Raw genomic sequence first — 8,399 nt, forward strand, 5'->3', positions numbered from 1 at the left:
CGCCCCCGCCGGCTCGGCCCCCGCAGGCTCGGCCACAACCGGCTCGGGCACCTCGGGCCCCGGCCCCCGGGGCTCGGGCCCGGCCGCCGGGGTGGGCGCCGCCCCGTTGGAGTCGGCAGGGGCAACCGGTGCCGGTGGAGCGGCGGCCGGCTCGGGCGCGGCCGCGGGCCCGGACGGGTCCAGGCGCCCCTTGATCACCTTGAGGGGGAGGAAGTTCTCCTTCTGCTGGCGCAGGATCCAGCGCAGGCGCTCGACGTCGGCGTCGTAGAACTTCCGGTAGCCCGACGGCGTCCGCTCGGGGTCGAGCAGCCCCTGGCTCTCGAGGAAGCGGATCTTGGAGATCGTGATGTCCGGGAACTCCTCCTTGAGGAGGTTGAGGACGTCACCGATCGACAGATACGACCTATCGGGCATCAGCCGGAGGGGTCAGCTGTCCGCGTGCCCGGCCAGGTACACGAGCTTGAACTTGCCGATCTGGACCTCGTCCCCGTTGTCCAGCCCCGCCTCGTCGATCCGCTCGCGGTTGAGGTACGTGCCGTTCAGGGAGCCCACGTCCTTGACCAGGTATCCCTCCCCCCGCTGGTAGAACTCGGCGTGGCGGCGGGAGACGGTGATGTCGTCGAGGAAGATGTCGCTGTCCGGGTGCCGGCCCACCCGGGTCACCGGCTGGTCGAGCACGAACTTGGAGCCGGCGTTCGGTCCCCGCTTCACGACCAGCATGCCGAGGCCCTCGGTGATGGCCGGGATCTGGACGCTCAACTCCTCCTCGGCCCCATCCGCGCCCCCGACGGGCGCGAAGGTGATGGTGGTGTCTTCACCGGGCGGCTCCAGGGGCGCGCCGCACGATGAGCAGAACCTCGAGCCCTCCGCGTTGCGGTGCCCGCACTGGTTGCAGAACACGGAACCTACGGTATCGCCTGCCGGGCCGATCCTCGACCTGAGATCGGGGCGCGGCGGCCCTCGACCTCCACGTGAGGTTCAGCCCGATTCAGCTGGAGATCAGCTGGCGGTAGGCCTCGGCGTCCATCAGCGCCTCGACGTCCGACACCCGGTGGGGCTCGATCACGCAGATCCACCCGTCCCCGTAAGGGTCCTCGTTGAGCTGCTGGGGGGAGTCGGCCAGGGTGGTGTTGACCTCGACGACGGTCCCGGCCACCGGGGCGTACACGTCCGACACCGACTTGGTGGACTCCACCTCCGAGAACGACGCCCCGCCCTCGACGGCGGTGCCGATGTCGGGGATCTGCACGAAGACCACGTCCCCGAGGGCGTCCTGGGCGTAGTCCGTGATCCCGATCCGCGCCCGTCCGTCCTCGAGGCGGACCCATTCGTGGTCCTGCGTGTAGCGCAGGTCGTCGGGGACGTTCACGAGCCGGACCCTACCGGATGGGCCACCCGGAAAGAGGGGGCGCGCGGGAGCGCCGGGAGCACCAGTTGCGACGAGCGGGCCACCCCTGCGGTGACCCCGGAGAGCGAGCCCAGGGCGTCGAGCGCCCCGCCTGGGATCTCCAGTCCGCCGGTGAGGGTGGTGGCGTCGCCGATGGCCTGGACCGTGTACGGCTGGGTCAGAGCCGACCCGTCGAGCTGGAGCGTGGTGCCCGACTGGCCGAACCACGAGTTGGGCCCCACCCGGCGGCCGTCGACCGAGATGGCCTCGGCCCCGGCGTCGCGCAGCTCCTCGACGACGCTCACCATGCTGTCGTAGCCGACCTGGTGCCGGAGGTCGCTGACCGACAGCACGATCCCGGGCCCGCTCACCGGGACCGTCCCGGCCAGCACCTCGAGGTCGGAGAGGTGCTGCTCGGTCTGCACCAGGGCGGCGGCGTCGCTCTGGGACGAGGACTGCAGGCTCAGCAGCTGCAGCTTCAGGGTGTCGATCTCGTCGCGGAGGCCGGCCGCCTCGGTGTTGAGGCCGGACAGGATCTGGACCAGGTCCCCCTGGCTCTCGGTCGCCAGCCGCTGGGTCGAGCTCTCGGTGCCCCGGACCTGGGCCACCAGCAGGTAGCCGGCCAGGGCGGCGGCCAGCACCACCACGACCGAGCCCGCCACCCCGACCCGGCGCGACGGGCGCCGCAGGGACGCCATCACCGCCGTCATCCGCCGAGGACCCGGCGCCGGATGGCAGCCAGGTTCTGGAAGATCCGGACGCCGAACACGACGACCACCGCGGTGGCGAAGTCGACACCGAGCTGGTCCCCGAGCCACGCCAGCCCGGCGGCCAGCAGGCCGTTGAGCACGAAGGCGGCCACGAAGATCCGGTCGTTGAAGGTGCGCTCCAGGGCCGCCCGGATGCCGCCGAAGGCGGCGTCGATGGCCGCCACCACCGCCATGGCCACGTAGCGCGACAGGTTCTGGGGCACCGAGGGCTGGACGAGGAGGGCCACGAGGACCCCGACCAGCACCCCGAACCCGACCAGCACGGCTCAGCCTCCCCGGGGCTGCGGGGCGGCCGCGGCCAGTGGGGCCCGGAGCACGAAGGCAGGGACGGTCACCGCCGGCCGGGCGCTGACGTCGAAGCCCAGGCCGAACTCGCTCGTCCACTCCCCGAAGCGCCGGGCCACCGCGCTCCGCGTGAAGCGGCGCTGGTCGGCCCCGATGGCCGTCACCCGGTAGGGCGGCAGGAGCGGGGTGAGGTCGACGACGATGGTCTGGCCGGCCGCCCGGATCGAGGTCACCTCCGACACCCGGTTGCCGTTGACCGAGACCGCCTCGGCCCCGGCCGCGAACAGGGCGTTCACCACGAGCTGCAGGTCGGTGTCGTGGATCCGGTAGGCGTCGGCGTCGGCGCTGCCGGCGGGGACGTTCGGGGCGTCGTCGAGAGTGACCACCAGACCGGGGCCCTGGAGCGCGGTCTCCCCGGCGGTGACCGCCAGCCCGGCCAGCTCGGCGGTGGTCTGCTGGCTGAGGGCGCTGCTGCGGGAGCGGCTCTGCTGGGCGTGGGCCAGCTGCTGGCGGAGGCGGGCCGCCGCGCTCTGGAGCGAGCCCACGGCGGCCTGCTCGCTCTCGACCAGATGGGCCAGCCGGGCCTGCTGGGGCGCCTCGGCCCGGCCCTGCTGGCGTTGGGAGTGGCCGGCCACCACGACCCCGAAGGCGGCCAGGCCGCAGACCACCGCCAGCACCACGGAACGTCGGGACGGCAACGGGGGAGGTCCGGGGCGAGCGGCTCAGCGGAGCATCTGACGGATGCGCCGAGCGTACTCCTGGGCCCTGGTCGTGGCGTCGCGCGTGCTGTCCGCCTCGGCCCACACGTGGGTGACCGGGTCCTCGGGGTCGGGCAGCACCAGGGCCCAGCCGTCGTCGTGGAGCACCTTCACCCCGTCGACCAGGACCAGCTCGTGGTCCTTGGAGTTCTCCACCAGCATCCGCATGACCAGGCCTTTCTGCTCCCACGGCGTCACCACGGTCTCGTGGGCCAGATGGAAGCGGGGCACCCCCGCGACCAGCTTCGACAGGCGCAGGCCCGTCACGGCCAGCATGGCGAGCAGGTTGGCCAGCGCCGCCACCGAGTCGAAGGCGGGCAGGAACCCGGGGAAGATGAACCCGCCGTCCTGGGTCGCGGCGAAGCTGTGGCCGCCCTCGGCCGCCACGTCCATCAGATGGGCCGGGGCCAGCTTGGTCCACGTCAGCGGGGCGCCGGCGTCGGCGCACATCGCCTCGGCGGCGCCCGGGACTGCGGCGGGAAGGGCAACCGCCGGATGGGCCTGGGTGGTGAGCACCAGGCCGAGCATGGAGAACAGGGCCTCGTCGTCGGTGAGGACGTGGCCGCTGTCGTCGACCAGGGTCAGCCGCTCCCCGTCGGGATCGAGCACGGCACCCACGTGGGCGCCCGACGCCCGCACCAGCTCGCCCACCGCCTCGGCGTGGGTCCGGACGTCGAAGCCCACCGCCCCCGCCGTCGAGGCGTAGGGATTGACGGCCAGCACCTCGGTGCCGAGCTTGGCCAGCACGTTGGGCATCACGAAGCTGGTCGACCCGTAGGAGTAGTCGAGGACCAGCTTGAAGCGGGCCCCGCGGATGGCGTCGACGTCCACGCTCTCGACCAGGGCGGCGGTGTAGAACTCGAGGGCGCGGGGCGGGAAGCCGATGTCCCCGATCTCCGACGCCAGCACCCGGCGGTAGTCCTCGCGGTAGTAGAGGCGCTCGATCTTGCGCTGGCTGGCCTCGTCTATGTCGAGGCCGTCGGCGTCGAGGAAGCGGATCACGACCGACTGGGGGTCCCCGGGGACCAGGCGCACGCTGACCCCGCCCTGGCTGCGGCCCGTACGCACCTGGAAGCGGGTCACCGGCAGGGTGGTGAGCTCCAGGTCGTCGACGTTCAGCCCGGCGGCGTTGAGCCCGACCATCACCGCCCGCTTCACCGCCCGCCCCGCCCGGCTGGCGTCCCGGGACGTGGTGATGGTGGCGCCCTTCTTGAGGGTGGAGGCGTAGGCCATGGCCACCCGGACGGCCAGCTCCGGCGTCACGTCCACGTTGGCCAGCCCGGCCACGCCCAGCCGGCCGAACAGCTGGCGGGCCCCCCGCGACTCCCACACGATCGAGCTGTTGATGACGGCGCCGGCCTCGACCGTCTTGAACGGGTACACCTTCACACCGGGGTTGATGACGGCGTGCTCGCCGACGAAGCACTCGTCGCCGAGGACCACCCCCTCCTCGCAGCGCGCCCCCCGGCGCAGGTCGGTGGCCCGGCCCAGGATGCAGCCCCGCAACCGGACCGAGTCCCCGAGGTAGGCGTTGTCGTGCACCACGCAGCGCTCGAGGTAGGCGTCCCGGCCGACGCGGACGTTGGCGCCGAGCACGGTGTAGGCCGACAGGGTGGCCCCGGCGTCGACCCGGCAGTTGGGCCCGACGATGGCCGGCCCCTCGAGGCGGGCGGTGGGGTCGACCTCCGCCCCCTCCCCCAGCCACACCCCCTCGGCCAGGCGGAACCCGTCCACCTCGACCTCGACCTTCTCGTCGAGCACGTCGTGGTGGCTGCGCAGGTAGGCCTCCAGGTTGCCGACGTCCTCCCAGTAGCCCTCGGCCACCCAGCCCGCCATCGGCGCCCCGGCCTCGAGCATGGCCGGGAAGACCTCCCCCGAGAAGTCGACCGGGCGCCCGGCGGGGATGTAGTCGAAGACCTCCGGCTCCAGCACGTAGATGCCGGTGTTGATGGTGTCGGAGAAGACCTGGCCCCAGGTGGGCTTCTCGAGGAAGCGCTCGATGCTGCCGTCCTCACGCGTGATCACGATCCCGAACTCGAGCGGGTTCTCCATGGCCTTGAGGGCAATGGTGGCGGTGGCGCCCCGCTCCTCGTGGAAGCGCACCACGGCGGACAGGTCGATGTCGGTCAGCACGTCCCCCGATATGACGAGGAAGCGCTCGTCGAGCTCGTCCATGGCGTTGCGGATCGACCCGGCCGTGCCGAGCGGGGTCTCCTCCGACGCGTACACCATGCGGACCCCGAACTCGGAGCCGTCACCGAAGTAGGTGCGGATGGCGTTGGCCAGGAACGCAACCGTCACCACGATCTCGGTGAAGCCGTGCTCGCGCAGCAGGCCCACGATGTGCTCCATCATCGGCCGGTTGGCCAGGGGGATCATCGGCTTGGGCTGGTTCGACGTCAGGGGCCGGAGCCGGGTGCCCTCCCCGCCCGCCATGATCACCGCCTTCATCGCCGCGTCCTCACGGGACCGCCTGCAGGCGGGACTGGGCGTAGGCCCGCCGGGCGGCGGGGACGTAGGCGGCCGCCGCCACCCACGCCAGCACCAGGCCGGGCCCGCAGAACAGCCAGGCCAGCACCTCGGCGGTGGTGTGCCACGACGCGGTGGAGTGGGCGACGAGGAAGAACGGGAAGGCGAACATCAGGGCCAGGGTGCCGGCCTTGCCGGCCCACACCACGTCGATGCGGGGGGCGCCCAGGGCGCCGAGGAGGGCCACCGCCCCCGACACCGCCGCCTCCCGCGCCCCCACGACCACGCACAGCCACACCGGGATGGCGCCCGCCACCGTGCCCGCCACCACCGCCGTGGCCACCAGCACCCGGTCGGCGACGGGGTCGAGCACCTTACCCAGCGTGGACACCTGGTCGAAGCGCCGGGCCACCTGCCCGTCGACCCAGTCGGTGGCCCCGATGGCCGCCAGGATGGCCGCCGCCGCGAAGTCGTCGTCGCGCCCGAGCAGCACCCAGGCGAACACCGGCACGCACAGCAGCCGCAGAACCGACAACGCGTTGGGGACCGTCAGCACCCGGTCCTCGGAGCTGGCCACGACGGCCCAGTCTACGGGTGGCCCCGTCCGCCGGCCGTAGCCAGCTGCACCTTGGTCGGCTCGGCGCAGCAGAACCAGGCCTCGGACAGCCGGGGGGCCCGGCGGCCCGGGCCCCGGGGCGGAAGGGGCCGCGGTCCGGGCCGGCCGAGGGCGGCGGCCCGGCGGGCCACGACGGCATGGATCTCGGGGAAGACGTCGACGGCGTCGGCCTCCCCCCCGGCCTCGACCACCTGGGCCAGCTCGGCCTGGAGCTCGTCCACCCCGGGGTGCGGGGAGCGCCACGGGTGGCTGAGGGCCACCGGGTCGTAGGGGCCGAGCACGGCGCCGACCTCGGGGTCGTCGAGGAGCAGCGATCCCGGGGGGAGCAGCAGGCGGATGGAGTACTGCACCGGGTCGACGTTGGCCACCAGGTCGTGGCTGATGACGAAGTCGAGGAGGTCCACGACGCCGGCCACGGTCGTCCAGGGCGTGAACGGGAGGAGGGAGGGGCGGACCTCGATGCCGTGGGCGCGGAGGAGCTCGGTGGCGGTGGCGGCGTCGGCCGCCGTGTGGCCCTTGGCCAGGCGCTCGAGCACGCGGTCGTCGACCGACTCGAAGGCCGACACCACGAACAGCAGGCCCGAGGCGGCCAGCTCGGCCAGCAGGTCGCGGTGGCGCAGCACGTGCTCGACCTTGGTGGTCACGTCGAAGGTCAGATCGGGGTGGCGCTGGTGGAACGCGCGCGCCATCCGCCGGGCGTGATGGGGGCCGTTCAGGAAGTCGGGGTCCCCGAAGGTGATGTGGCGCGCCCCCATCTCGACCTGACGGTCGACGTCGGCCATGACCGTCTCGACCGGGACGGTCCGGATGCGGCCGTCGTACACGACCGGCACCGGGCAGTGGCGGCAGCGGTGCACGCAGCCGTGGCTGGCCTCGGCGTACCCGGCCAGCACGCCGCCCTCCGCCCCCGTGCCGTCGGGGAGCAGGCGGGCGTAGCGGGATAGCTCCGGCAGGCCCTCGCGGCGGGGCACGGCGGGGTGGTGGCGGCCGAGCTCGACGCGCGCCGCGACCGGCCCGCCGCCGCGGCCGACCCAGTCGACCAGCGCCGGTTCGTACTCCCCCGCCAGGGCGGCGTCGAAGCCGGGGGCGGCGCCGGCGTAGAGCCCGTAGGCGCACAGGGGCAGCTCCGGTCGCCGGCCCCGGATCACGGCCGCCGCCTGCACGGCCAGGCGCGTGGCCGTGTGCATGGGCACGGAGAACGCCACCACGTCGGCCCAGTCGACCGCCGCCGGGTCGAGCTCCTCGACGGCCAGATCGACACAGCGCACCTCGTGGCCCGCCGCCGCCAGCGCCGCCGCCGGCGAGGCCAGGTTGAGGGGCTGGTGGCCGAGCTCGTAGGTGGAGACGAGGAGCGTCCTCACGGGACGGCCACCGCGGCGCCGACCGGGGCGATCTCGATGTCCAGGCGCTCGTGGGCGGCGCGGAGGGCGGCTTCCACGTCGGCAGCCTGGCCCCCCCGGGCGAACACGAAGCCGAGGTAGCGGTCCGCGTCGGGCAGCGGCACGACCCGCCCGCCCGGGCGGATGGTGATCTGCACGTCGGTGACGAGGGGCACGGCCCGGGCCGCGTCCTGGCCCTGCACCGCCACCAGCCGGCCGGCAGCGGGGATCGGGATCATCATCACGCCGGCCGCGGCCACTTCCCGGTCCTTCCCGCCGAGGGGCAGCCCGAGGGCGTTGCGCAGGACCAGCTCCTCGAGCGTCGAGCCGGTGCCGAAGCGCAGGGCCCGGGAGCACAGCCCCCCGATGGAGCGGGCCGCCACCTCGATCACGTGGGCCCGGCCCGAGGGGACCCGCAGCTCGGCGTGCACCACGCCCCGGCGCAGTCCGAGAGCGGTGACGGCGGCGCCGAGCTGCTCGACGATCGAGGCCTCGGCCTCCGCCCCCAGGCGGGAGGGCGCCACGTAGATGGTCTCCTCGAAGAAGGGCCCGTCCAGGGGGTCGGGCTTGTCGAACACCACGAGCGGCTCCACCACCCCGTCGTACAGGAGCGCCTCCACCGCCACCTCGGGCCCGGGGACGAAGGCCTCCACCAGCACCGGCTCCCCGGGGTCGCGGCCCGCGGCCGTGGCGATGGCCCGGGCCCGTCCCGCCGCGGCCCGGGCCCCGGCGGCG

General features: G+C 73.7%; 10 protein-coding genes. All 10 read right to left on the minus strand.

All coding sequences use genetic code 11. The annotated features are described in order from the left end of the window. A partial coding sequence (locus tag VFW24_05405) for a MerR family transcriptional regulator (GenBank protein HEX5266189.1) occupies positions 1–414 on the minus strand: 414 nt, incomplete at its 3' end. Positions 415–426: 12 nt separating this feature from the next. Beyond that, positions 427–900 (minus strand): FHA domain-containing protein, encoded by a 474-nt coding sequence (locus VFW24_05410; GenBank protein ID HEX5266190.1) that lies wholly within the window; start codon positions 898–900, stop codon positions 427–429. An 88-nt stretch (positions 901–988) separates the two neighbouring features. Then, a complete protein-coding gene (gene gcvH, locus VFW24_05415) occupies positions 989–1,369 on the minus strand; it encodes a glycine cleavage system protein GcvH (GenBank protein ID HEX5266191.1) in 381 nt (126 codons plus the stop codon). Continuing rightward, the gene (locus VFW24_05420; protein ID HEX5266192.1) at positions 1,366–2,085 is read right to left on the minus strand and encodes a DUF881 domain-containing protein; all 720 of its coding nucleotides are present in this window, start codon (positions 2,083–2,085) and stop codon (positions 1,366–1,368) included. The genes gcvH and VFW24_05420 overlap by 4 nt, the downstream gene beginning before the upstream one ends. 8 nt (positions 2,086–2,093) lie before the next feature. Then, a complete protein-coding gene (locus tag VFW24_05425) occupies positions 2,094–2,420 on the minus strand; it encodes a small basic family protein (GenBank protein HEX5266193.1) in 327 nt (108 codons plus the stop codon). A 3-nt stretch (positions 2,421–2,423) separates the two neighbouring features. Next, positions 2,424–3,119 carry a DUF881 domain-containing protein gene (locus VFW24_05430; GenBank protein ID HEX5266194.1) on the minus strand — a complete coding sequence of 232 codons (696 nt, stop codon included), beginning with the start codon at positions 3,117–3,119 and terminating at the stop codon, positions 2,424–2,426. Positions 3,120–3,164: 45 nt separating this feature from the next. Next, positions 3,165–5,651 carry a sugar phosphate nucleotidyltransferase gene (locus tag VFW24_05435; GenBank protein HEX5266195.1) on the minus strand — a complete coding sequence of 829 codons (2,487 nt, stop codon included), beginning with the start codon at positions 5,649–5,651 and terminating at the stop codon, positions 3,165–3,167. A gap of 10 nt (positions 5,652–5,661) precedes the next feature. Next, a complete protein-coding gene (locus tag VFW24_05440; protein HEX5266196.1) occupies positions 5,662–6,246 on the minus strand; it encodes a CDP-alcohol phosphatidyltransferase family protein in 585 nt (194 codons plus the stop codon). 11 nt (positions 6,247–6,257) lie between these two features. Next, positions 6,258–7,646: a CUAEP/CCAEP-tail radical SAM protein gene (locus VFW24_05445; protein ID HEX5266197.1), complete on the minus strand. Its 1,389-nt coding sequence runs from the start codon at positions 7,644–7,646 to the stop codon at positions 6,258–6,260. Further along, positions 7,643–8,399: ATP-grasp domain-containing protein (locus VFW24_05450; GenBank protein HEX5266198.1), on the minus strand; the 757-nt coding region annotated here is incomplete at its 5' end. The genes VFW24_05445 and VFW24_05450, both read right to left, overlap by 4 nt.

Source organism: Acidimicrobiales bacterium, assembly GCA_036273495.1.
In the GTDB taxonomy this organism is placed as follows: domain Bacteria; phylum Actinomycetota; class Acidimicrobiia; order Acidimicrobiales; family JAJPHE01; genus DASSEU01.

Excerpts from the sequence above, each read along its gene's own strand:
- VFW24_05420 (HEX5266192.1), bottom strand. The coding sequence starts at position 2,085 with ATGGCGTCCCTGCGGCGCCCGTCGCGCCGGGTCGGGGTGGCGGGCTCG.
- VFW24_05435 (HEX5266195.1), bottom strand. The coding sequence starts at position 5,651 with ATGAAGGCGGTGATCATGGCGGGCGGGGAGGGCACCCGGCTCCGGCCC.